The sequence below is a fragment of the Palleronia salina genome, from assembly GCF_900141995.1.
In the GTDB taxonomy this organism is placed as follows: domain Bacteria; phylum Pseudomonadota; class Alphaproteobacteria; order Rhodobacterales; family Rhodobacteraceae; genus Palleronia; species Palleronia salina.
On the sequence record NZ_FQZA01000004.1, the window covers coordinates 182,834 to 205,550 of the forward strand.

Annotated in this window: 25 protein-coding genes; 13 read left to right on the top strand and 12 right to left on the bottom strand. The window is 66.9% G+C overall.

Features of this window, described 5'->3' with window-relative positions; all coding sequences use genetic code 11:
- Positions 1 to 196 precede the first annotated feature (196 nt).
- Positions 197 to 2,176 carry a threonine--tRNA ligase gene (gene thrS, locus BUB76_RS08105; protein ID WP_073128260.1) on the top strand — a complete coding sequence of 660 codons (1,980 nt, stop codon included), beginning with the start codon at positions 197 to 199 and terminating at the stop codon, positions 2,174 to 2,176.
- On the opposite strand, the gene BUB76_RS08110 is transcribed toward thrS, so the two are convergent.
- Entirely contained in the window at positions 2,169 to 2,492 is a 324-nt protein-coding gene (locus tag BUB76_RS08110) for an arsenate reductase family protein (RefSeq protein WP_073128261.1), read from the bottom strand. The two genes, thrS and BUB76_RS08110, sit on opposite strands and share 8 nt — an antisense overlap.
- A gap of 193 nt (positions 2,493 to 2,685) precedes the next feature.
- On the opposite strand from BUB76_RS08110, the gene BUB76_RS08115 reads away from it, so the two are divergent.
- A complete protein-coding gene (locus BUB76_RS08115; RefSeq protein WP_073128262.1) occupies positions 2,686 to 2,892 on the top strand; it encodes a cold-shock protein in 207 nt (68 codons plus the stop codon).
- A 208-nt stretch (positions 2,893 to 3,100) separates the two neighbouring features.
- Here BUB76_RS08115 and BUB76_RS08120 read toward each other — a convergent pair whose 3' ends face one another.
- The 3 genes from BUB76_RS08120 to thyX all read right to left on the bottom strand — a co-directional run bounded on the left by BUB76_RS08120 (position 3,101) and on the right by thyX (position 5,575).
- Positions 3,101 to 3,373: a hypothetical protein gene (locus BUB76_RS08120; protein WP_073128263.1), complete on the bottom strand. Its 273-nt coding sequence runs from the start codon at positions 3,371 to 3,373 to the stop codon at positions 3,101 to 3,103.
- Positions 3,374 to 3,821: 448 nt separating this feature from the next.
- Positions 3,822 to 4,670 carry an AbiJ-NTD4 domain-containing protein gene (locus tag BUB76_RS17920; protein ID WP_175550282.1) on the bottom strand — a complete coding sequence of 283 codons (849 nt, stop codon included), beginning with the start codon at positions 4,668 to 4,670 and terminating at the stop codon, positions 3,822 to 3,824.
- Positions 4,670 to 5,575: an FAD-dependent thymidylate synthase gene (gene thyX / locus BUB76_RS08125; RefSeq protein ID WP_073128264.1), complete on the bottom strand. Its 906-nt coding sequence runs from the start codon at positions 5,573 to 5,575 to the stop codon at positions 4,670 to 4,672. The genes BUB76_RS17920 and thyX overlap by 1 nt, the downstream gene beginning before the upstream one ends.
- Positions 5,576 to 5,794: 219 nt before the next feature.
- Between thyX and BUB76_RS08130 the strand changes: the two genes are divergently transcribed.
- From BUB76_RS08130 to BUB76_RS08150, 5 genes are all read left to right on the top strand, one after another.
- The gene (locus tag BUB76_RS08130; RefSeq protein ID WP_073128265.1) at positions 5,795 to 6,889 is read left to right on the top strand and encodes a hypothetical protein; all 1,095 of its coding nucleotides are present in this window, start codon (positions 5,795 to 5,797) and stop codon (positions 6,887 to 6,889) included.
- The gene (locus BUB76_RS08135; RefSeq protein ID WP_073128266.1) at positions 6,886 to 8,295 is read left to right on the top strand and encodes a surface lipoprotein assembly modifier; all 1,410 of its coding nucleotides are present in this window, start codon (positions 6,886 to 6,888) and stop codon (positions 8,293 to 8,295) included. The genes BUB76_RS08130 and BUB76_RS08135 overlap by 4 nt, the downstream gene beginning before the upstream one ends.
- A 70-nt stretch (positions 8,296 to 8,365) precedes the next feature.
- Complete coding sequence (locus tag BUB76_RS08140; protein ID WP_073128267.1) at positions 8,366 to 8,800, top strand: VOC family protein; 435 nt, start codon at positions 8,366 to 8,368, stop codon at positions 8,798 to 8,800.
- Entirely contained in the window at positions 8,767 to 9,471 is a 705-nt protein-coding gene (locus BUB76_RS08145; protein WP_175550283.1) for a DUF1194 domain-containing protein, read from the top strand. The genes BUB76_RS08140 and BUB76_RS08145 overlap by 34 nt, the downstream gene beginning before the upstream one ends.
- Positions 9,468 to 10,157 (top strand): DUF1194 domain-containing protein, encoded by a 690-nt coding sequence (locus BUB76_RS08150; RefSeq protein WP_073128268.1) that lies wholly within the window; start codon positions 9,468 to 9,470, stop codon positions 10,155 to 10,157. The genes BUB76_RS08145 and BUB76_RS08150 overlap by 4 nt, the downstream gene beginning before the upstream one ends.
- Here the strand turns inward: BUB76_RS08150 and BUB76_RS08155 are convergent.
- The 3 genes from BUB76_RS08155 to BUB76_RS08165 all read right to left on the bottom strand — a co-directional run bounded on the left by BUB76_RS08155 (position 10,151) and on the right by BUB76_RS08165 (position 11,409).
- Positions 10,151 to 10,648: a MarR family winged helix-turn-helix transcriptional regulator gene (locus BUB76_RS08155; protein ID WP_073128269.1), complete on the bottom strand. Its 498-nt coding sequence runs from the start codon at positions 10,646 to 10,648 to the stop codon at positions 10,151 to 10,153. The two genes, BUB76_RS08150 and BUB76_RS08155, sit on opposite strands and share 7 nt — an antisense overlap.
- 72 nt (positions 10,649 to 10,720) lie before the next feature.
- Positions 10,721 to 11,005, bottom strand: coding sequence for an FAD assembly factor SdhE (locus BUB76_RS08160; protein WP_073128270.1), 285 nt, complete (start codon positions 11,003 to 11,005; stop codon positions 10,721 to 10,723).
- Positions 11,002 to 11,409 (bottom strand): helix-turn-helix domain-containing protein, encoded by a 408-nt coding sequence (locus BUB76_RS08165; protein WP_073128271.1) that lies wholly within the window; start codon positions 11,407 to 11,409, stop codon positions 11,002 to 11,004. The genes BUB76_RS08160 and BUB76_RS08165 overlap by 4 nt, the downstream gene beginning before the upstream one ends.
- 87 nt (positions 11,410 to 11,496) lie before the next feature.
- Here BUB76_RS08165 and BUB76_RS08170 point away from each other — a divergent pair, with 87 nt between their 5' ends.
- Positions 11,497 to 12,699: a pyridoxal phosphate-dependent aminotransferase gene (locus BUB76_RS08170; RefSeq protein WP_073128272.1), complete on the top strand. Its 1,203-nt coding sequence runs from the start codon at positions 11,497 to 11,499 to the stop codon at positions 12,697 to 12,699.
- 61 nt (positions 12,700 to 12,760) lie between these two features.
- Positions 12,761 to 13,183, top strand: a complete 423-nt coding sequence (locus BUB76_RS08175) for a hypothetical protein (RefSeq protein ID WP_073128273.1) — start codon at positions 12,761 to 12,763, stop codon at positions 13,181 to 13,183.
- Positions 13,184 to 13,223: 40 nt separating this feature from the next.
- Here the strand turns inward: BUB76_RS08175 and BUB76_RS08180 are convergent, their stop codons facing one another.
- Positions 13,224 to 14,039, bottom strand: a complete 816-nt coding sequence (locus tag BUB76_RS08180) for a DUF4198 domain-containing protein (RefSeq protein ID WP_073128274.1) — start codon at positions 14,037 to 14,039, stop codon at positions 13,224 to 13,226.
- Here BUB76_RS08180 and BUB76_RS08185 point away from each other — a divergent pair.
- Positions 14,038 to 15,213 carry a HupE/UreJ family protein gene (locus tag BUB76_RS08185; RefSeq protein ID WP_073128275.1) on the top strand — a complete coding sequence of 392 codons (1,176 nt, stop codon included), beginning with the start codon at positions 14,038 to 14,040 and terminating at the stop codon, positions 15,211 to 15,213. The genes BUB76_RS08180 and BUB76_RS08185 overlap by 2 nt on opposite strands.
- Positions 15,214 to 15,241: 28 nt before the next feature.
- Here BUB76_RS08185 and BUB76_RS08190 read toward each other — a convergent pair whose 3' ends face one another.
- Together BUB76_RS08190 and BUB76_RS08195 are read right to left on the bottom strand one after the other, a co-directional pair.
- Complete coding sequence (locus BUB76_RS08190) at positions 15,242 to 15,709, bottom strand: YHS domain-containing (seleno)protein (protein ID WP_073128276.1); 468 nt, start codon at positions 15,707 to 15,709, stop codon at positions 15,242 to 15,244.
- Between the two features lie 111 nt (positions 15,710 to 15,820).
- Positions 15,821 to 16,723: a UTP--glucose-1-phosphate uridylyltransferase gene (locus BUB76_RS08195; protein ID WP_073128277.1), complete on the bottom strand. Its 903-nt coding sequence runs from the start codon at positions 16,721 to 16,723 to the stop codon at positions 15,821 to 15,823.
- 403 nt (positions 16,724 to 17,126) lie between these two features.
- Between BUB76_RS08195 and BUB76_RS08200 the strand changes: the two genes are divergently transcribed.
- From BUB76_RS08200 to ggpS, 3 genes are read left to right on the top strand one after another with little or no spacing between them, the layout of a single operon-like run.
- Positions 17,127 to 18,242, top strand: coding sequence for an NAD(P)H-dependent glycerol-3-phosphate dehydrogenase (locus BUB76_RS08200; RefSeq protein ID WP_073128278.1), 1,116 nt, complete (start codon positions 17,127 to 17,129; stop codon positions 18,240 to 18,242).
- Positions 18,239 to 19,018 (top strand): HAD-IIB family hydrolase, encoded by a 780-nt coding sequence (locus tag BUB76_RS08205; RefSeq protein WP_073128279.1) that lies wholly within the window; start codon positions 18,239 to 18,241, stop codon positions 19,016 to 19,018. The genes BUB76_RS08200 and BUB76_RS08205 overlap by 4 nt, the downstream gene beginning before the upstream one ends.
- Positions 19,018 to 20,502 (top strand): glucosylglycerol-phosphate synthase, encoded by a 1,485-nt coding sequence (gene ggpS / locus BUB76_RS08210; RefSeq protein ID WP_073128280.1) that lies wholly within the window; start codon positions 19,018 to 19,020, stop codon positions 20,500 to 20,502. The genes BUB76_RS08205 and ggpS overlap by 1 nt, the downstream gene beginning before the upstream one ends.
- Before the next feature lie 152 nt (positions 20,503 to 20,654).
- Here ggpS and BUB76_RS08215 read toward each other — a convergent pair whose 3' ends face one another.
- Together BUB76_RS08215 and BUB76_RS08220 are read right to left on the bottom strand one after the other, a co-directional pair.
- The gene (locus BUB76_RS08215) at positions 20,655 to 21,377 is read right to left on the bottom strand and encodes an NAD(P)-binding domain-containing protein (protein ID WP_073128281.1); all 723 of its coding nucleotides are present in this window, start codon (positions 21,375 to 21,377) and stop codon (positions 20,655 to 20,657) included.
- Between the two features lie 214 nt (positions 21,378 to 21,591).
- Positions 21,592 to 22,701: a polysaccharide biosynthesis/export family protein gene (locus BUB76_RS08220; RefSeq protein WP_084140592.1), complete on the bottom strand. Its 1,110-nt coding sequence runs from the start codon at positions 22,699 to 22,701 to the stop codon at positions 21,592 to 21,594.
- Between the last annotated feature and the right edge of the window lie 16 nt (positions 22,702 to 22,717).

A 22,717-nucleotide genomic window follows, 5' to 3' on the forward strand; every position in this document is an offset into this window, starting at 1 on the left:
GTGCCCGGCGTCAGGCGGACACGGCCTTCGAAACCCCACTCGGCCGGCGTTCACGGCACACGAGAGGACAGGGCGCGGCGCTTTCGACGGGCGCCGCGCCCTTTGCCTTGACTTGGGCGCCGGTCCCCGGCACTCGGGGGCCACATAACTTGCAACCGGGCGTTCCGTGGGCGCCAAACCGACGAGGAGGCCCGACATGGCCCAGATCTCTCTCACCTTTCCCGATGGCAATGCGCGCGCGTTCGACGCCGGCGTGACCGCGGCCGACGTGGCCGCGTCGATCAGCACGTCGCTGGGCAAGAAGGCCATTTCCGCCAGCCTCGACGGCGAACACTGGGACCTGCAATGGCCGATCGAGCGTGACGGCGCCATCGCCATCCACACGCTGCAGGACGACGCCCCGGCGCTGGAACTGATCCGCCACGACCTGGCCCACATCATGGCCCGCGCGGTGCAGGAGATCTGGCCGGACGTGAAGGTGACCATCGGCCCCGTGACCGACCACGGCTGGTTCTACGACTTCGACCGGGCCGAGCCCTTTACCCCCGAGGACCTGGGCCAGATCGAGGACCGGATGCGCAAGATCATCAACGCGCGCGAGCCCGTGCGCACCGAGATCTGGGACCGCGCCCGCGCCATCGCCCATTACGAAGAGACCGGTGAGCCGTTCAAGGTCGAGCTGATCGAACGCATCCCCGAGGACGCGCCCATTCGCATGTACTGGCACGGCGACTGGCAGGATCTCTGCCGCGGCCCGCATCTGGCGCATACGGGACAGGTGCCCGGCGATGCGTTCAAGCTGATGGGCGTATCCGGCGCCTACTGGTTCGGCGACGTGACCCGGCCGCAGCTGCAGCGGATCACCGGCGTGGCCTTCAAGAACAAGAAGGACCTGAACGCGCACCTCACCATGCTCGAGGAGGCCGCCAAGCGGGACCACCGCAAACTGGGCCGCGAGATGGACCTGTTCCACATGCAGGAAGAGGCCCCCGGGCAGGTCTTCTGGCACCCCAATGGCTGGACGATCTACACCGCGCTGCAGGACTACATGCGCCGCAAGCAGCGCGCCGGCGGCTACCGCGAGATCAACACCCCGCAGGTGGTCGACCGCAAGCTGTGGGAAGCCTCGGGCCACTGGGACAAGTACCAGCACCACATGTTCCTGGTCGAGGTGGACGAGTCCCGCGACGGCGAGGAGGACGACGCCTCGGCCAAAAGCAAGGCGCACACCCGCATCAACGCGCTGAAGCCCATGAACTGCCCCTGCCACGTCCAGGTCTACAATCAGGGGCTGAAATCCTACCGCGACCTGCCGCTGCGGCTGGCCGAGTTCGGGTCCTGCGCGCGGTTCGAGCCGTCGGGCGCGCTGCACGGGATCATGCGCGTCCGGGGCTTCACCCAGGACGACGCCCACATCTTCTGCGCCGAGGAGCAGATCGAGGAGGAATGCGCCCGCTTCATCGAGTTCCTGGCGGACGTCTACGCCGAGCTTGGCTTTCCCACCTTCGAGATCAAGTTCGCCACCCGTCCCGAGAAACGCGTGGGGTCCGAGGAGTCGTGGGATTACGTCGAGAACGCGCTGGAGGAGGCGATCCGCAAGACCGGGCGCACCTACACGCTCGAGGCGGGGGACGGTGCGTTTTACGGACCGAAGCTCGACTTCTACCTGACCGACGCTATCGGGCGGGTCTGGCAGTGCGGCACGTTCCAGGTCGACCCCAACCTGCCCGAGCGTCTGGACGCGACCTATGTGGGGCAGGACGGCGAGAAGCATCGCCCGTTCATGCTGCACCGCGCCGCGCTGGGATCGTTCGAGCGGTTCATCGGCATCCTGATCGAGGAACATGCCGGGCGACTGCCGCTGTGGCTGGCGCCGCGGCAGGTGGTGGTGGCGTCGATCGTGTCGGACGCGGACGCGTATGTCTCGGAAATCACCGAGCTTCTGCGGAAGAACGGCATCCGGGCCGAGGCCGACACCCGCAACGAGAAGATCAACTACAAGGTGCGCGAGCACTCGGTCGGCAAGGTGCCGGTGATCCTCGCGATCGGCGGGCGCGAGGTCGAGGAGCGCACCGTGTCGCTGCGCCGGCTGGGCGAAAAGCAGACGCGCAGCCTGACGCTCGACGCGTTGGTGGACGAGCTGGTGGCCGAGGCCACGCCGCCGGATCTCAGGTGAGGGCGGCGCGGGTTTCGGGGGTCCAGCCCAGGTAGAGCGTTCCGTCGTGGTCGATGACGGGACGCTTCATCAACGTCGGATGCGCGGCGATGAGCGTGGCGGGGTCGCCGCCGCGCTCGGCGTCGTCCAGACCGCGCCAGGTGGTCGAGCGGCGGTTGACGATGGCGTCGCCGAAGCGCGCCACCAGCCGGTCCAGCAGATCGGCGGGAATCCCGTCGGCGCGGATGTCGGTCACCTGCGGGTCATGGCCCGCGTCCTTGAGGGATTTCAGGGCCTTGCGGCAGGTATCGCAGGATTTGAGCGCGTAGACATGCATCTTTGTCACCGTTTGGGAAATTGACACCGTAGTTTTTCTTGCAATCGAAGGCAGAATTTATCAGCCTTTTTGCGTGATTAGCACTGAACGACCGGCGAGCCTTCCCTCGGAGCGGCCACTACTGGGACTTTCTGGCTGCACCACCCCCGCCGCAATACCGCGGGCGGGACCACGACGACAGGGAGAAAACGGCATGCCCACTGGCACCGTAAAATGGTTCAATACTACCAAGGGCTTCGGCTTCATCGCGCCGGATGCCGGCGGCAAGGACGTCTTCGTCCATATCTCGGCGGTGGAACGCGCCGGGATGACCGGCTTGGCCGACAACCAGAAGGTGAGCTATGAGCTGATCGCGGGCCGTGACGGCCGCGAATCGGCGGGCGAACTTCAAGCGCTCTGACGCTCAGGACATTCCCGAGGATCTGGCCCGCGCCGCCCACCCGGCGCGGGCTTTTTCGTGCACGGCCCGTGCAGCACGTGTGCCGCATCCGTCGGGCCAGCGTACCCGCCGCGTGCACCGACCGGCCAACGGCGTACACCCGCCGTCACGGCGTGTGCCGACGGCGTCGGACAAGTGGCACGGTGCGTACACCGCGCGTCGGACGTGATCAGTCGAGACCCTTGTGCGTTGGGATGCCCTTCTCGGCCGGGATGTACTCGACCCGGCGGGGCGCGTGGCGCCGGGGGGCCGGGTGCTGCATCACCTGGGCATAGGTCATGTGGGTGGTGGGCTTGCCGCAGCAGATCTCGCCGCCCGCGTAGACGGGCTGGAGCCCGTTGGGGCAGAAGTTCTCGTGCGTCTTGAACGGATAGACCTGCTGTTCGGCCATGGCCGGCGCGGCGAGACAGCCCAGCGCCAGGGCGATTGCGATACGTTTCATATTGACCCCTCGTCGGTGGCCCCCGGGCCGATCCCGCGCGCCTGTGAAAGGAAGGCTAGCCGCGAGATGACGCTCGGTCAATTTCCCGGTTTGGAAACAGTGGGGTAAGGCCCGGTCGCGGCCCCGGCCGCGATGGGGCTTTCCAGTGGAAAGCCCCAAGGGCCGAACGCGGATTGCGCGAGCAATCCGCAGGGGACGGACGTCAGGGGGACCGACGGCCGTTCATCGCCGAGAGGGCAGCGCCCGCCCTGGGGTTCGACCGGACCGTCGTGCCAGTGGCGCAGCGTGAGCCCGGCGGATGGTCGGACGTCTACGGTCGTGCGTCTCGGAGAAGGCAGCGCCCGGCCCGAGGGGGGGCGTGAAGCGCCCGCCCTGGGGGGCGGGTCGGGCGCTGCCCGGCGTGCCGCCGGGCGGAAAGTGTCACATACTGGAATTAAATTCGGGCCCATCACTGAGCCATTTTTTTTACCTTCTTTGCGACTAAGTAGTTTGAGAAAGCGGCGCAGGACGCCAGCATATACCGCGCATCCTCCTGATATATTTCCTTCTTCTCGAGCATCCCATGTCGAATACCAGCATCATCAGAAGTATATGCATACAGCTTCTCAAATCCATCTGCTAGTGCACGATGTATATCCAAGACCTCAACAACCTGTCGTAGCGGCTTACTAACTCCAGAAGACTTCTCTTCGAGTAAGTACTGCACCGCAGCCTCAACAGAAGAGACAGACTCCTTGACTGAATTTCGATAGTCTGGTTCCGGCCTTTGGCTGAATAGTTGGGCCGCGCGCCTGAGGTGCTCTCGAACACCCTCAGAACCACTCTGGGTTAGTGCCGCTTCTATTTCCCTCAAAACAGAATCGTCAGTTATCTGGATCAAAAGTCCGTCAATAAATCGAAAAGCGGCTCTCTCCCTCTCTAAGACGGCGTTTAAATCACGCTCAAGATCACCGCGCCACCTTTCTGGCGAGAGAGAGACTGCAAACTCTAAAAAGTCGTAACAGTAAGGAAAGGGTCGATCCATAAATCTCCCTCTAATTTTGTCTCGGGCCTGATCGGGAAATGGTGGTATTTCGTCGATACTCTCACGGTAAAAGTCGAACCAGATCCTAACGCAGCGATCCTTAAATTTTGGAGCGAATCCCTGAATTTGTCCCATAAAATCGTAATCGGCTATTTGACTGAAAAGGTTCAGCCTCAGAACATCCCAAAGCCCATTCAGCAAGCTGTTAGGCAAATCCTTAGGTGATAAGTCTACCTTTGGCTCTGCATAGCCGAAGCGTTCAGAGAAACTCATCACCCAATCACCCCCATCAACTCCGCCCATTCCCGCTTCGTCAGCCCGCTGGTCTCCTGCGTGACCTCTTCGCCGGCCAGCATCCGGCGGACCACCTGCACGCCGGTGGCCGAGAGCTGCGCGGCGCCCAGGCGGTATTCCTCGAAGGCGGCATAGGCGAGCGGGACCCAGTCGCGGACCAGGTCGCAGATGGTCTCGGCGTAGACGCGGATCTCGTATTGCGCGTGGGGATCGGCGCGCAGGCGCAGGAAGTGGAAAAGGTTGTGCAGGTCCACCTTCCAGTACCACTGGGTGTAGACATTGGCGGGCAGGTTCATGCGGGCAAGCTCGCGCGCGAGGCCCTGCTGCCCCTCCTGCCCCATCATCTGCTCGTAATGGTCGTAGGCGCGGTCGGAATCGGCCTTGAGGGTTTCCAGCACGCGGGCGGCCTCGTCCCCCTCGAGCGTGGCACCGCGGCCCTGGTTGTTGATGCTGGACTGGGCGGCCAGGTGCTCGGGCGCGGGGATGTAGAACTCGCGGTCGAGCACCGAGTAGCGGGCGGAATACTCGTTCACGTTGGCGGTGCGGTGGCGGATCCACTGCCGCGCGACGAAGACCGGCAGCTTCACGTGCAGCTTGAGCTCGCACATCTCGAACGGGGTCGAGTGCCAGTGCCGCATGAGATAGCGGATCAGCCCCTCGTCGTTCTGCACCGACTTGGTCCCGCGGCCATAGCTGACGCGCGCGGCCTGGGTGATGGCGGCGTCGTCGCCCATGTAGTCGATGACCCGCACGAAGCCGTGGTCGAGCACCGGGTGCGCGCGGTAGAGCTGCGCCTCGATCCCCTTGGAGGTGGCCCGCAGCGTGGGCTGGGACTGGGCGCGCTGGGCGTCGATTTCGGCCTGCTGGTCGGGCGACAGGGGCATGGGGCGGTGTCCTTCCGGGCTTCGTGAGTCGAGAGCTACCATATCGTGGGGGCGGCATCCGCAAAACAACCATATGCGGGTTATCCACGACAATTGGGGCAATTTCCCCACAGGCGAGTGGCGATTTGGCCGCGCCCCCCGGGTGCGCTTGACCGGGCACGCGGACCGGAGGCACGTTGCCGGAAAAACAACGAGCAGACCTCCAAGGCAGGTAGAGCCATGTTCCGGATTCCCCTTTCCATCGCGCTGGCCGCGGTGTTGTCCCTTGCCGCCTGCGGCGGTCCCAACCCGTTCAATGCGCCCGAGGAAGAGACCGACGGCGGCACCGATGGCGGCACCGGCGGCGATGACGGCACGCCGATCCAGTCCGATCGCGGCCTGCCCCCCGGCACGTCGTCGCCCAGCCCCGACAACGCCATCGTCCGCTACGAGGCCAACGACTCGGCCGGCGGCGGCGGTTTCGCCGAGGGGATCGAATACGACCGGGCCACGGACACGTTCACCGTCGACAACCTGGCCTTCGACGGCGACAACACCTACGCCCGCGGCACGGCGGTCAGCTCGCTCGGGCCGTTCGCGGTGTACGAGTCGGACGTGACCACCACCGACCCGGTCACCGGCAACGTGATCGACACCTTCCCCTACCGCGGAATCTACGGCGTGTCGCGCACCGGCCAGACCGAGTTCGCCATCGTGCGCACCGGCGGCTACCTGAATTACGGCTTCGGCGGCTTCGTCTACCAGCGCAACGCCGAGGACGCGGCCGGCAACCCGGTGACGCTGGACCTGCCGACCGAGGGCGACGCCGAATACGCCGGCGACTATGCGGGCGTGCGCATCTTCGACGGGCGCGGCGGGCTGGAATACGTGACCGGCGACGCGTCGATGCTGATCGACTTCAAGGATTTCAACGACAGCCAGGCGGGCGTGCTGCTGCGGGTGCGCAACCGGCGGCTTTACGACGTCAACGGCAACGACATCACGTCGGCCTACCTGGACGCGCTCGAGGCCGACAACGCCGATTTGATCCGGCCCCGCGCCAACGACGGCAGCGGCAACGAGGTGCTGGCCAATATCGGCAGCCGGGTGAACCCGAACGTCGCCGACGCGAATGGCGAGATCGTGCAGGAGATCTTCGCGCGCTACTCCGAGACCGACGGCACGTCGTTCGAGGCGGGCGATGGCCAGTACTATGCCATCATGTCCGGCCAGAACGCGTCCGAGATCGTGGGCGTGCTGGTGATGGAAGGAGCGGACGCGCGCAGCGACGCGACCTTCCAGGAGACCGGCGGCTTCATCGTCTACCGTCAATGATGCGCGGGGCGCGGCGGCCCCAGTCCCTTCGGCGCGTGGCGCTGGCCCTGCTGGCGGCACTGGCCCTGGCCGGGCCGGTCGCGGCCGACCCCGCCGCGCTGAACCCCGACCAGATGCGGGTGGCCGCGGGCCGCGCGGCGGCGGCGGGGCAGCCCCTGGCCGCCAAGGCCATGGCCGAGGCCCTGCTGGCGCGCGACCGCGACGACGTACAGGCGCTTCTGGCGCTGTCGCGGGCCGAGCGCGACCTGGGCGACTACGACGCCGCGCGCGACGCGGGAATGCGCGCCTGGTCGCTGGGCCGGCGGGACGAGGACCGCTATGCCGCCGCGCTGGCCGTGGCGCAGGCGCAGGCGTCGAAGGGCGCGCGCACGCGATCGCAGTTCTGGCTGCGCCGCGCGGTCGAGGTGGCGCCCGACGACCGGGCCGAGGCGCGGGCCATCCGCGATTACCGCTATGTCCGCGCGCGCAACCCGTGGGCCACGCAGCTGTCCTTCACCCTGGCGCCATCGTCGAACGTGAACGGCGGCACCAGCAACGAGACCGCGGACCTGTACCTGAGCGGCACGCCCATTGGCGATCTGTACCTGCCCGACGCGCAGCTGAGCCCCACGGCCCGGGCGCTGTCGGGGGTCGAACTGGCGCTGGGCGTCAGCGCGTCGCGCCGCCTGCACGAGACGGCGACCGAGAAGACGACGCTGGACATGGGCCTGCTCCAGCGCAGCTACATCCTGTCGGACGAGGCCAAGCGCATGGCGCCCACGGCCTCGGGGTCGGACTTCGCCTATTCGGCCGCGACGCTGGGCCTGACCCACAAGCGCAAGATCGACGACGGGCGCGGCGACCTGCGCTTCGGCCTCGCGACCCAGCGCACCTGGTACGGCGGCGACACCCTGGCCCAGAGCGTGCGGGCCAGCGCCGCCGTGGGCTATGCCCTGACGCCGAAGACCAAGGGACAGCTGAGCCTGTCGGCCGACCGCGAGAACGGGCTGAACGGACGCGCCGACGTGACCGGCTGGCGGCTGGGCGCCGGGGTCGGACGGGTCACCGACAGCGGCCTTCAGCTGAGCGCCGCGATCAGCCACAGCGACCGCGACTCGGCCTCGGGCGCGCTGGATTTCCGCGAGACCGAGATCACGCTGGGCGCCGCCCTGCCCGAGCCGGTCATGGGCGCGCAGGTGTCGTTCAGCCTGTCGGCGGCGGACCGGCATCACGACAGCATACCCTTCGCGCTGAACGGGCGCGACGACACGCGGCTGGCCGCGCGCGCGACCATGGCCTTCCCAGCCTTGGACTACATGGGGTTCGTGCCGGACGTGACGATCGAGGCATTGAAGAATTCGTCCACGGTCGACCTGTATGACCGGCGCGAATTCGGCGTGTCGCTGGGGGTGCGGTCGCGGTTCTGACGCTTTACGCACGGGGCGCCCGGCCTAGCTTTCGGCGCAATCGAAAGACAATCGCAGAAAGGACTTACCGATGGCAATCGAGTATCTTCACACGATGGTGCGCGCCAAGGATCTGGACAAGACCATGGCGTTCTTCAAGCTGCTGGGCCTGAAGGAACGGATGCGCAAGGAGGTCGAAGCCGGCCGTTTCACGCTGGTGTTCATGTGCCCGCCCGATCAGGACGACGGCACCGCCGACGTGGAGCTGACCTATAACTGGGACGGCGACGACGCCCTGCCCGACGACAGCCGCCATTTCGGCCACCTGGCGTATCGCGTCGACGATATTTACGACATGTGCGCCAAGCTGCAGGATGCGGGGGTGACGATCAACCGCCCGCCGCGTGACGGGCACATGGCCTTCGTGCGCTCGCCCGACAACATCTCGGTCGAGCTTTTGCAGAAGGGCGACGCGAAGGAGCCGCAGGAACCTTGGGCCAGCATGGAAAACACCGGGCACTGGTAAGCCTTGGCGCCGCGGCGGCCCTGACCCTGTGGGCCGCCGCGGCCGAGGCCCAGTGCCGGCTGGCGCTGGTGCTGGGCCTCGACATCTCGTCCTCGGTGGATGCCGAGGAGGACGCGCTGCAGCGGCAGGGCCTCGCCCGCGCCCTGATCGCCCCTCAGGTGGTGCAGGCCGCCACCGCCCTGCCCGGCCAGCCGGTGGCCATCGCGGTGTTCGAATGGTCGGGCCGCTGGCAGCAGGACCTTCTTCTGGACTGGACGCTGGTCGAAAGCGCCGCCGACATGGAGCGGATCAGCGCCACCATCGCCGCGTCGAAACGCTCCTACGCCGATTTCCCGACGGCGATGGGATACGCGCTGGGCTATGCGTCGGACCTGTTGCGCCGGGCGCCGCCATGCCTGTTCCGCACGCTGGACCTGTCGGGCGACGGCATCAACAACGACGGGTTCGGCCCCGCGCTGGCCTACCAGAACTTCCCCTATGACGAGGTGACGGTGAACGGGCTGGTGGTGACCGGCCACGACCAGGCCGTCGTCACCTTCTTCGAGCGCGAGGTCCGGCACGGCCCCGGGGCCTTCATCGAGGTGGCGCGCGGCTTCGCGGATTTCGAGCGCGCCATGCGCCGCAAGCTGGTGCGCGAACTGGGCGCGCGCGTGATCGGGGTCGCCGAATGATCCGGGCCGCGCTTGCCGCCCTGCTGGGGCTACTTTCGATGACGACCGCCGAGGCCGGGTGCCGCCAGGCCCTGGCGCTGGGTCTCGACATCTCGGGGTCGGTGGACGCGACCGAGTACCGGTTGCAGCGCGACGGGCTGGCCGACGCCCTGTCGCGCCCGGCGGTGCGCAACGCGCTGTTCTCGACCCCCGGCGAGGTCGTCTGGATCGCGGTTTTCGAGTGGGCGGATCCCGGGCAAAGCCACGTGATCCAGCCCTGGGCCGCGCTGACCGACGGCGCGGCGCTGGACCGGGTGACCGCGCGGTTGCGGGGCGGCACCCGTCCCGATTTCGGCCCCTCGACCGCCTTGGGCTCGGCCATGGAAGCCGGCGCCGCCCTGCTGGCCGGGCGCCCCGACTGCGCGACGCTGACGCTGGACGTCTCGGGCGACGGGCCATCCAACACCGGCCCCCGCCCGCGCGATGCGCGGCGGGCGCCGGCGTTGGCGGGCGTGACCGTGAACGGGTTGGTGGTTGCGCCGGACGCGAAGGCCGCTTCCCAGCTAGAGTCCTATTTCCGCGCCGAGGTCATCAGCGGGCCCGGCGCCTTCGTCGAACGCGCGGACGGGTTCGAAGGCTACGCCGACGCGATGGAGCGCAAGCTGATCCGCGAATTGCGGTCGATGCTGCTGGGCGCGCTTCAGTAGATATAGCGGATCTGGTCGGTCCAGTAGCGTTCGACCCGGCGCAGCGTACCGTTGATGAGGTCGACCTGGTCGTAGCTGAGCACGTTGCGCGATTGCAGCCCCTCGGCGTGGCGGGCGAAAAGACGGCCCACCGCCTCGTGCACCTGCCGGCCTTTCGGCGTCAGCCGCACGCGAACCGCGCGGCGGTCGATCTCGCAGCGCTGGTGGTGCATGTAGCCCATCTCGACCAGCTTCTTCAGGTTGTAGGAGACGTTCGAGCCCTGGTAGTAGCCGCGGGTCTTGAGCTCGCCCGCCGTCACCTCGTTGTCGCCCACGTTGAACAGAAGCAACGCCTGGACCGGGTTCACCTCCAGCACGCCGACGCGTTCGAATTCATCCTTGAGAACGTCGAGAAGCAGCCTGTGCAACCGCTCGACCAGGGACAGCGTATCCAGGTATTCCTTGATGAAACCCCGTTTCTCGGCGGTCTCCACCCTTTGCAGCGAATTCATCTCGCACCTCGCCATTCTGCATCGCCGGGCGAAGATGCGATGAATTCGCTAAGTAATGGTTTATTCCGGTGCTCAGGCCACGCCGCCGCGCACATGCTCGGCCATGTGGGCCGCGATGTCGGCGGTCAGGTCGGCGTAGAGGGGCGGCGCGGGGGCCTGCCCGCTGACCCACTGGTAAAGGTCCTGATCGTTTTCCAGCAGCATCTGCTGGTAGAGCGCCACCGTCTCGTCATCCAGTTCGGCCAGCCGGTGGTCGGCATAGGCGCCCAGGATAAGGTCCATCTCCTTGATTCCGCGCCGCCAGGAGCGGATCCGCAGGCGGCGCAGCATGGTTTCGCGATCGTTCGCCTCGGTCATTGGGCGGTCTCTTGCATCCGGCGCAGGCGCTTTTGCAGCCGGCCCAGCGTGTCGGCCTGCTGTACCATCGCGCGCTGGAGCTGGCGCATCTCGTTGAGAAGCTGGGTCATGTCGTCGGAGAGTGGTGACGGCTCGGACGGCGCGGCGAGGCCGTCGCCCTCGCCCGTCATCAGCCAGCGCAGGCTGACGTTCAGCAGCCCCGAGATGGTCTGAAGCTGGTTGGCGCGCGGCTCGGACATGTCGTTTTCCCACTTCTCGAGCGTGCCGATGCGCACGCCGATGCGATGGGCCAATTCGTTCTGCGAAAGGCTCGCGGCCTGGCGCGCGTCGGCCAGCCGGTCCCCGAAGGTCGCGGTGTCGTTGGAATACCAATCGTGCTGCGTGTCTACCAGGTCGTCGGTCATGGTGATCCTCGATCCGTTTTTCGCTGTTGAAGGAAGCTAGGGCCAAGCCTAAGACAAACCAGCTTTGCGAACCACCGGAGGACGACCATGGACATGCTTTCCGCGACACTGGGGCGGGTCAAGCCGTCGCCCACCATCGCCGTCACCACCAAGGCGGCCGAGCTGAAGGCCGAGGGGCGCGACGTGATCGGCCTTGGCGCCGGCGAGCCGGATTTCGACACGCCCGACCACATCAAGGACGCGGCCAAGGCCGCCATCGACGCGGGCAAGACCAAGTACACCGCGCCCGACGGCATCCCCGAGCTGAAGCAGGCGATCTGCGCCAAGTTCAAGCGCGACAACGGGCTGGACTACACCCCCAAGCAGGTCAGCGTGGGCACCGGCGGCAAGCAGATCCTGTATAACGCGCTGATGGCCACCCTGAACCCGGGCGACGAGGTCATCATCCCCGCGCCCTACTGGGTCAGCTATCCCGACATGGTCCTGCTGGGCGGGGGCGAGCCGGTGGTCGTGGAATGCGGCATCGAGCAGGGCTTCAAGATGACGCCCAAGCAGCTGAACGACGCGATCACGCCCAAGACCAAGTGGCTGATCTTCAACTCGCCCTCGAACCCGACGGGCGCGGGATACACCCGCGAGGAGCTGAAGGCGCTGACCGACGTGCTGGTGCATCACCCGCACGTTCTGATCATGACCGACGACATGTACGAACACCTGCGCTTCGGCGATTTCGAGTTCACGACCCCCGCCCAGGTCGAGCCCGAGCTTTACGACCGCACGCTGACCTGCAACGGCGTGTCGAAGGCGTATTCCATGACCGGCTGGCGGATCGGCTACGCGGCCGGACCCGAATGGCTGATCGGCGCCATGCGCAAGATCCAGTCGCAAAGCACGTCGAATCCCTGCTCGATCAGCCAGTGGGCGGCGGTCGAGGCGCTGAACGGCCCGCAGGAGTTCCTGCAGGACTGGTGCCGCAGCTTCGAGCGGCGCCGCGACCTGGTGGTGTCCGAGCTGAACCAGTGCAAGGGCATCACCTGCCCCACGCCCGACGGCGCCTTCTACGTCTACCCGTCCATCGCCGAGCTGATCGGCATGGTCAGCCCGGCGGGAACCGCCATCGACAGCGACGAGGCCTTCGCCACCGCGCTTCTGGAGGAGGAAGGCGTCGCCGTGGTCTTCGGCGCGGCCTTCGGGCTGAGCCCCGCCTTCCGCGTCAGCTATGCCACCTCCGAAGCGGCGCTGACCGAGGCGATGACGCGGATCAAGCGGTTCTGCGCCGGGTGCAGCTGAGCGGGTACCCCGGGCGCGGCACGCGCCCGGCACCGCGGCAGACAGACTGAGAGGGGCCACCATGTCGCTGGAACTGCCCGAGTATTTCTTCCGCGTGCGCGATAACGGGGCCTTCGTGTTCCGCGTCGATTCCGACAATCGCCAGCGCCGGATCGAGATGGACCAGATCGCGGTCGTCAACATCCGCAATGGCGAGGTGAAGCCCAACGGCGAGCGCACGCTGGACGAACACGACATGGCCGCCATCACCGAGTGGATGGAGGAACGCCGCGCCACTCTGGCCTACCGCGAGATCGACGATATCCTGCGCACCGTCGACCATCTGAACCAGACCGCCCACTGGGTCCAGACCAAGGCCACGGAAGAGCAGATCGACGCCATCCTGAACCCCCTGCTGCTGTCGATGCACGACCTGCGGCAGGTGCTGGTGCGCAAGCGCACCGACCGCATCATGCGCGAGCGCGAGGCGAACGAGCCGGAGTGAGCGCCGGAACAGACCGGGTGCACCGCCCGGCCCGGATCACTCACTCGGGTACGGCGAAAGTAAGCGAGGCCCAGAGGCTTTCCCACGCGGCGCCGGTTTCCTCGGCCACGTCGTCGCCGGGGCGGCGCAGCACGACGGCATCCACCAGGTAGCTGTGGCCGGCAGTGACCGGCACGGTCGCGACGCCCTCGGCATCGGTGGTCACTGTGCTGACGGTGACCTCGCCATCGGGATCGCGGTCGAAGATCTCGACCTGCGCGTCTCCGCGTGGCTCGGACTGGTATAAGACCTGCACGTCGATCCCGTCGCCCATGTCGCCGGTATAGGGGTTCTCGAGCGCGACGATCTCGGTGACCAGGCCGAAGGCATGGTCCTGCCCCGCGCCCTCTCCCACCGCGACGAGCGACTTGGCGTGGCGGGAATAGATTTCCTTGGGGGCCACGCCCTCCTGCCCCGCCTCGGCGTGGGCGTCGATCACCCATTCGGCGTCCTTGTGGGTGACGAAATTCACGAAACTTTCGTAGCTGGAATAGGTCAGGTCGTAGTCGCGGGTGACGTGGACCACGATGGCCAGCCCGTCCTCGTCGATGGTCGTGCTCAGCGCCGGGCGGTCGCCGATGCGGCCCTCGACCGGGGCCACGTCGCCGCCCTGCGCCAGGTCGAAGCGGCGGAAGTTGTCGCGAATGTAGGCATAGCTCGATCCCTTGAAGTTCTCGCCCACCCGGATGGCGGCGGTCAGCGTATCGCCGGGGGCCAGCGTGTAATCCTCGGGGTCGATCCAAAACTCGTGGCCCCATGCCAGCGATGTGCTAGCTGCGATGGCGATAACCGGGACGAAAGGGCGAAAAAGGGACATGATGCGCAATATTTCCAAGGGCAGGTTGCCGGTCAGGGTGGCGCTGCGGTCGGTGCTGTCAAGCGGGCTTCTGGGGCTTGCGCTGCTCATCGCGGCTTTGTCATCGCCGCTGGCCGCGCACGAGGTCCAGCCATCGGTGGCGGACGTGACCATCGGCGGCGACGAGATCGCCCTGGATTTCGAGGCCACGCTGGAGCCCTTCATCGCGGGCGTCGACCTGGAGGGGCTGTCGGACACCAACGACTCGGACGTGGCGGACGAGGTCGACCGCCTGAGGGCGCTGGAGCCCGCCGCGCTGGAAGAGGCGTTCCGCGAAGCGTTCGACCGCTTCGCCGACCAGATCGACGTGAACGTGGACGGCGCGCGCGTGCCGCTGTCGCTGCAATCGGTCAGCGCCGCGCCCGTGGGCAACGTGGAGTTGCCGCGCCTGTCGGATTTCGTCGTAACCGGCCCGCTGCCCGAGGGCGACGCGCCCGTGGTCGTGCAGTGGGACGCGAGCCTGGGCGCGCTGGTGCTGCGCCAGATGGGCGCCGGGCAGGACGGCTATACCGGCTACCTGACCAACGGCGCGGCCAGCGACCCGATCCCGCGCACCGGCGGCGCGGCGCAATCGGGCTTCGAGGCGTTCGTCGATTTCATCCCCGTGGGGTTCGAGCACATCGTCCCCCTGGGCCTGGATCATATCCTGTTCGTGCTGGGCCTGTTTTTCCTGTCCACGCAACTGCGCCCGCTTCTGTGGCAGGTCACCGCCTTCACCGCCGCGCACACCGTGACGCTGGCGCTGGCCGTGCTGGGGATCGTCAGCGTGCCCGGGTCCATCGTCGAGCCCCTGATCGCGGCCTCGATCGTCTATGTCGGCGTCGAGAACGTGCTGAGCCGGGGGATGACGCCCTGGCGGCCGCTGATCGTGCTGCTGTTCGGACTGCTGCACGGGCTGGGCTTTGCGGGCGTGCTGACCGAATACGGGCTAGGCAGCAGCAACCTGGTGGCCAAGCTGATCGGCTTCAACGTGGGCGTCGAGCTGGGCCAGCTGTTCGTGATCGCCGTGGCCTTCGCGCTGGTGGGCTACTGGTTCGGGCGCAAGGACTGGTATCGCCGCGTCATCGCGAACCCCGCCAGCATCGCCATCGCGCTGGTCGGGGCCTGGTGGTTCGTGGAGCGGACGCTGCTGTAGGCGCCCGCCCCGGTACGGGAACGGCTGATCAGGATGATCCCATCAGCCCGGGCCAGTTGGCATCCCCGCGGCTGATATGCGTGGGGATGTCGCGGTTCCAGCGGCGCTGGATCCGGCGCGAGTAGTTGAGGTAGAGCTTGCCGTCGACGATGCGCCAGGCCTCTGGCGTGGTCGAGGCGGTGTAGCCCTCGCTCACCGCCCAGGCGCAGAAGCCGCCGTATTGCGGGGCATAGGCCTCGGGGTCGGCGGCGAAGGCATCTCGGTTGGCGGCGCTGGCAAACCGCCAGGTCGCCCCGCGCCAGTCATGGGTGATGGACGGATCGCCCGGCACCGGGCGGCCTTCGGTGAAATAGGCGACGGCATCCGTGCCGTCGATGGCGATGCCGTCCTCGGCATAGACCTGCGGCGCGGCCTGCGCGGCCAGGGGCGCGGCGATCAGGCCGAGGGCGGGAAGACTGGCGGCAAGCGCCAGGAAACGGCGACGGTCGGCGGTCATGGCAAGCGTCCTTTCATGCTGCATGACCCGACGTTAGGCAGCGCCGCGGCCCCGCGATAGCGGGCTCACCGACATGTCAGGGTGCGTGACGCAGGACCGCGAATTGTTACATCAGGCCGCCGCAGGCGCCGTCGCGGCCTGAAGGCTGCAGAACTCCTCCAGCACGTCCGCGTAGTCGGGGTTCGACCGGGCCACGTGCAGGATCGCGGCGAGCATCCCGGTCTTCGAGCCGCAGTCGAACCGCTTGCCCGAGAAGGCATAGCCCGCCAGGCCCACGCGGCCGATCCCGGCGGCGATCGCGTCGGTAAGCTGATACTCCCCGCCCGCCCCCGGTGTGAGCGCGTCGAGATCCGCGAAGATCGACCCGTCGAGCACATAGCGCCCGACGACCGCCTGGCGCGACGGCGCGGCGTCGATGGCCGGTTTCTCGACCATGCCCGAGGCGAAGATCATCGGGCCCTCGATGCTTCGGGGCGCGAGGATGCCGTAGGACGACACCGCGTCGGGGGCGACTTCCATGGCGGCGACCAGGTGACCGGCCTTGCCGTGTTCATAGGCGTCGACCATTTCGGCCAGGCACCCGCGGCCGCCGAGGATCAGATCGTCGGGCAGGATCACGGCCACCGCCCCCGGCAGCGCATGGGGGGCGGCGCAGTTCACCGCGTGGCCGAGGCCCAACGGCTCGTCCTGCATGACGAAGACGACCTCGTGCTCGCCCTCGTTCAGGCAGGCGGCCTCGAGCGTGCGGGCCACGCCGTTCTTGCCCTTCGACCGCAGCATCCGCGACAGGTCGGCGTCGTGGCGCACGTGACGCTCGATCGACGCCTTCGACGGGTGGCTCACGAACACCATGCGCTCGATCCCCGCGGCGCGGGCTTCGTCGATGGCGTACTGGATCAGCGGTGTGTCGATGACCGGCAGCAATTCCTTTGGCGTCGCCTTGGTGGCGGGCAGGAACCGGGTGCCCAGGCCTGCGACGGGGAAAATCGCCGTGCGGACGGGATCGTTTTTCATCGACGGTCTTTCCTTTCGACAGGCCCTGCGGGCGGGGGCGGTGGTGGGAAAGACTAGGTGGGACCGGTCGGGCCGGCCAATACCGGCGCGAAGCCCGTCCACGCCGGTTCGCGGGCGCAATCGGCCCATCTTTCGGTGCCTGTGGCCTGATTTTTCGGTAAAAATAGGGGAAAACCCGGTGCGCCGGCCCCCGTGACGCCTGCGGCTCGGGGCGCGGATCCGCGGTGCCGCGATTGGCCGATCCTCCATCGCTGCCACCGGATTGCGCACAATGCCCGCGGAACGTGCACCTGGCGCAGCTTCGCACAAGGCTCCCCTTTGCTTCGCCCCGGCGGACCACTAGGTAAAGCGACGGTGCGTCGCATGGGCGGCGTTTCCTGCTTTCTTGCCCCTGGGATGTTCGATGACGATCAGCAAATCCGACCAACAGATCCTGCCCGCCCTGGCGAAACCCTATCCGAAGATCGCGGTCATCGGCTCGGGGTCGTGGGGCACGGCGCTGGCGACCGTGGCCAAGCGCGCGGGGCGCGAGGTGGTGATCTGGGGCCGCGACAAGAAAACGACAGACGCCATCCGCGAACGCGGAGAGAACCCGAAATACCTGCCCGGGGTGGAGCTTCCCAAGGGGATCGACGCCACCACCGACATGGCCGCCGCACTGAAGGACGCCGACGCGGTGCTGGTGGTCACGCCGTCGAAGACCCTGCGCAAGATCTGCGCCCAGATGAAGCCGCACCTAAAAAAGGGCGTGCCCGTCGCGCTGTGCGCCAAAGGGATCGAGACAAAGACCGGCCTGCTGCTGGGCGAGGTCGCGTCCGAGGAGCTGCCCGACCATCCCATCGGCGCGCTGTCGGGCCCGACCTTCGCCAAGGAAACGGTGCTGGGGCACCCCACGGCGGCCACGGTCGCCTTCGACTTCACCTATGCCGACCGGCTGTCGCCCAAGGACAGCCCCGCGGCGCGGCTGGCCATCTCCATGTCGTCCGAGTTCTTCCGCCCCTATATCAGCGACGACCTGGTGGGGGTCGAGATCGGCGGCGCGGTGAAGAACGTGATCGCCATCGCCTGCGGGATGATGTCGGGCGCGGGCTTTGCCGAGAACACGCGCGCCGCGCTGATCACCCGCGGCATGGACGAGATGAAGACCCTGGCCGAGGTGCTGGGCGGGCGGCGCGAGACGGTGACCGGCCTGTCGGGCGCGGGCGACCTGACGCTGACCTGTTCGTCCACCACTTCGCGCAACATGAGCCTGGGCACGCAGCTAGGCAAAGGGCTGAAGCGCGAAGAATGCTTCGACGGCAAGCCGGTGGTGGTCGAGGGCGAAGTGAACTCGATCTCGGTCATCGACCTGGCGCAGCGCATCGGCGTGAGCCTGCCCATCTGCGAGTCGGTCCACGCCGTCCTGCACGAGGGCGCCGACCTGACACAGACGTTCCGTGACCTGTGGTCACGCCCGATCGAGGCCGAGCCGAAGGCGCTGGGTCTCGCATTCGATCACCCCTTCGGAGAAAATGCATGAGCTCTGACAGCTACACCCCCGGCGAAGACATGGCCGGGCGCCGCTTCGTCCTGGCCACCGACCTGGACGGCACGTTCCTGGGCGGCAGCGACGAGGACCGCAAGGCGCTCTACGACTGGATCGAGGCGCATCGCGACTCGATCGGCCTGATCTTCGTCACCGGCCGCGACCCCAAGTTCATCGGCGAGCTGTGCGACGGCGGCGTGCCCTGGCCCGAATACGTGGTGGGCGACGTGGGCACCACCATCGCCCGGGTCGAGAACAAGCGCATCGCGCCCATCGACACGCTGGAGGCCGAGATCGCCGCGGCCTGGGGCGACGGCGGCGACCGCGTGCGCGAGGCGCTGGCCGATCATGCCGGTCTTACCCTGCAACCCACCGATTTCCGGTATCGCGTGAGCTTCGACCTGGACCCCGACAAGCTGGACCGCGCCAGCATCGACCTGGTGCACGAGATGGGCTACGACGTGCTGATCTCGGACAACAAGTATTTCGACGTGCTGCCGAAAGGGATCAGCAAGGGCCCCTCGCTCAAGCGGCTGGTGTCGCACCTGGGGATCGCGCCGAACAAGGTCCTGGCGGCCGGCGACACGCTGAACGACCTGTCTATGCTGGAATGCGGCCTGCCCGCCGTGGCGGTGGGCGGGGCGGAACCCGCCCTTGTCGAACGGGTTGAGGGCCTGAGCCACGTGCATGTTGCCACCGCCGTGGGCGCCGCCGGTATCATCGAGGCCGTCGCCCAGTTCGATTTTCACGCAACGCCCGAGGGATATTGATGCCGTCTGATCTGGTCATCGTCTACCACCGCCAGCCTTACGAAGAGGTCGAGGAAAACGGCAAGATCGTTTTCAAGGAGAACAAGAGCCCGAACGGCATCGTGCCGACGCTCAAGTCCTTCTTCGGCCGCGTGGACAAGGGCGCCTGGGTCGCCTGGAAGCTGTCATCGACCCCCGCCGAGCCCGATTTCGAGCGGGTGGTCGAGATCGAGGACAGCTTCGGCAAGTATTCCGTGTCGCGCCTGCCCCTGACCGAGGCGCAGGTGAAGTCGTTCTACCACGTCACCTCGAAAGAGGCGTTCTGGCCGATCCTGCACTCGTTCAAGGAAAAGTACGACTACGACCCCGTCGACTGGCCCACCTTCCGCGAGGTGAACTGGGCCTTTGCCGAGGCTGCCGCGAACGAGGCGGCGCAGGGCGCCGTGGTCTGGGTCCACGACTACAACCTGTGGCTGGTGCCGGGATACCTGCGCAAGCTGCGCCCCGACCTGCGCATCAGCTTCTTCCACCACACGCCCTTCCCCTCGGCCGACATGTTCAACGTGCTGCCCTGGCGGCGCGAGATCGTCGAATCGCTGCTGGCCGCCGACGTGGTGGGCTTCCACATCCCGCGCTATGCCGCGAACTTCGTGGGCGTGGCCGAGAGCCTGTTCACGGTCGAGACCGGCCCCCGCGAGGACGTGAACCCCGATTTCGTGAAGGAACACGTGGCCCTGTCCGAGCGCCGCGTGGCGCAGCAGATCACCTACCAGGGGCACAAGGTGCAGGTGCAGGCCTCGCCCGTGGGGGTCGACGTGGACTATATCGAGGGCAAGGCCTCGGCCGACGAGACACAGGCCAAGGCGCGCGAAATCCGCGAGGAGATCGGCGAAGGCGCCATGATCCTGTCGGTGGGCCGCACCGACTATACCAAGGGCGGCACCGACCAGCTGATGAGCTTCGAGCGCGTGCTGGACGAGAATCCGCACCTGCACGGCAAGGTGCGCCTGATGCACGTGTCTGTGAGTGCCAACCGCAACATGACCGTCTACGAGGGTATCCAGAACGAGATCGAGGCCACGGTGGGACGCATCAACGGCCGCTTCGGCACCTTCGACTGGACGCCCGTGACGCTCATCAGCCGGGCGATCCCCTTTGACGACCTCGTGGCCTACTACCGCGCCACCGACGTGGCGTGGATCACGCCGCTTGCGGACGGGATGAACCTGGTCGCCAAGGAATTCGCGGCCTGCCGCACCGACAACCGGGGCGCGCTGGTGCTGTCGGAATTCGCGGGCGCGGCGGTCGAGATGGGGTCAGCGATCCTGGCGAACCCGTTCTCGCACAAGAGCATGGACCGCGCCCTGCTGCAGGCGCTGGACATGTCCGAGGCCGAGCAGGAAGACCGCATGAAGCACATGCGCGAGACCATCCGCAAATACGACATCAAGGCCTGGGCCGAGGACCAGATGGCCGGCTTCTCGGGCGAGGACGGCCCCCTGTAAGCGTCCCGCCGAGCGGGCACACCGGGAGACAAGAAAACGGCGGCGCCCCCGAGGGTGTCGCCGTCCTTTGTTTTTTTGTGGTGCGATTGGATGCCATGGGCTCGGAGCGCGGTGTCGGCTCCGAGCCCGAAGCGGCCATTGTGCCGATGCAGCTACTCTAGACGATTCAGGCCAACCCGAAGCGCTTCGTCCATACCGCTTGCTTCCATATGCAAGCGTAAACGCTGATTGAATCCTCCAGGCGTATTCAGGGCGTCGATGAGCGCGGCGCTCTCGGTTTCAGATAGGTTGGAGGCAACAAGTTCCCGAAGAAAAGCTTCCCCTTGTCCTTTGTCCGAAACGCGCTCTCCGAGCCATTCCGCGGTGTCGTTGATCAGTCGCGCGACCGGCGAAAGAACGGCCTGCGCGCACACATATGCTGCCATCTCGGTGCCGTCTCTCAGGGGGTAAATGCTGTTGCGTCCGCCGAACAACTGACCGACGAGCCCCGCGTCACCCTGAACCATAATGGGTGTCCCACCGGTCGAAATTCCCGGGAACGGCATCATCAACGCGACCACCCGCGCGGGACGCACCATGGCGTCCGCCTGCTCAAGGGTGGCACCCGCCATGAAGCTGATAAGCCTCTGATCCTCACGAAATCGAAGCGCGCCCAGCACATCCGACGCCAGTTCTGCCATGAGACCGAGAAAAATCACTTCGCTGGCGTCAACGACAGCCTGATTGTCGGCGATCCTGACGTTCTCGTAAGCCTCGGCGAGTGCCCTTGCGTGAATGGAACTGCGTTCCGAAACAGAAATGCTGTGCCCATCGTCCGCGATCCCCCGGACCACCGCGCTTGCAATGGTTCCACATCCTATGACCCCAAGGCGCATGCGGTTACTCCTCCACTAACGAGACCTTCGTACAGATGAACGGCGGTTTTGTCCGCAACGCCGACCTGCGGCAGGAAGGCCTCCCAGAGATTTCCTGCTGAGGCTATGTCGGGCAGAGTGCCCTGCTCACAGGCAGCCCAACCACGGATTGCACCAAGCAATACAAAGGGCCGGCGGGCCGGCGCCGTTACTCATTCCTCAACCGTGACCGGCGTCAGCCGCCCAGCTGGTTGGCGAAGCCCAGGCCACCGGTCAGCAGACCAAGCGCCACCTGCAGCGAGCTGACGGGCGACTCGGTCGCCAGCACCACATCGCCGGGCATGATCTGCAGGTTCTTGGCGCTGAACAGGCCATCGGCGGTGGTCATGTCGATCGAGAAGACGACCCGCGTCTGGCGCGGCCCGCGCAGACCCGCGGCCAGCGCCGAGGCCGGGTATTCGCGCAACACCAGAAGGCCCTCGGGGTCGGCGCGCGTCTCGGTCAGGCCGCCGATCAGGGACACCGCCTCGAGCGCGGTGACGTGATCGCGCGGGAAGTAGATCAAATCCTCTTTCCCGGCGGCGCCGAGGGCGAGGAAGTAGCGGTCATCCTCTTCCACGATGATCGTGTCGCCGGGGCGCACGACCGCGTTGGCCTGCGGGTTCTCGTAAAGCGTCTTGAGCGACGTGGCATAGTTGTTCTGCCCGCGCTGCAAGCGGATCAGCGGGTTGCGCAGGGTCGGGGCGACGCCCCCCGCCTGCCCCAGCAGCGACAGGACGTTGAGATTGCGGTCGCGCATGGGAAAAACACCCGGGGCCGAGACACCCGCGGCCACCGTGACCGAATTGTTCTGCCCTTCGATCAGCGAAAGCTGCACCTGGCTGGAGGGCGCGACCTCGGCCAGTCGTTCCTCGATGACCCGGCGGGCGACCTCGGGGCTCTGGCCCGCGACGCGCACGGCCCCGACATAGGGAATGAAGACCGTGCCGCCCGGGCTGACCGTCAGTTCCCCCAGGGCCGTCTGCCGCTGTTCGAGGCTGGTGAGGAGCGAATTCTCGGAGCTGTCCCACACGGTGATCGAGACGGTATCGCCGGGCACGATGATCTGGCCCAGTGCCCCGTGTCCGGCCCGCGGCCAGCCATCGGTCCGGGTCACGTTCACGTCGGGCCAGGCCTGGACCGTGGGCAGCAGGGCCCGTGTCACCTGGTAGAACGCGTAGTCCGCAGTGTCGCCGGCGGCGGGACGGCTGATTTCCGATTGCAGCGCCGCGCCCCGCGGCAGGCTGCATCCAGTGAGAGCGGCCAGAACCAGTGCGGCGACGATCGTGCCCTTGCGTGTGATCAAGTCGTTCCTCCTGCCC